The organism is Rhizobium ecuadorense (assembly GCF_001187535.1).
GTDB classification, from domain to species: domain Bacteria; phylum Pseudomonadota; class Alphaproteobacteria; order Rhizobiales; family Rhizobiaceae; genus Rhizobium; species Rhizobium ecuadorense.
On the sequence record NZ_LFIO01000447.1, the window covers coordinates 1 to 208 of the forward strand.

At 68.3% G+C, this 208-nt stretch carries 1 protein-coding gene; it reads right to left on the minus strand.

The annotated features are described in order from the left end of the window. Positions 1-208 (minus strand): hypothetical protein (locus tag AF337_RS11095; protein WP_152970978.1); only part of this gene is annotated, 208 nt, incomplete at both ends.

A 208-nucleotide genomic window follows, 5' to 3' on the forward strand; every position in this document is an offset into this window, starting at 1 on the left:
GCGCGCGCAAAGTCGGGCGTGATCTGGATCTCGGGCGCTTGCCTGGCCGCTGTTGATGTCAGCGCGCCGATGCCCTGCAGCGTGCGGAGCTGTTCCTCGAGCGCCGTGCTTGCACTGTCAAGCGCGTTGGCATCGTCACTGGCAAGGGTGATCTCCAGCTTCGTGCCGTTGCCACCGCCGCCGACCGCGACCCGCACGCCGGGAAGCA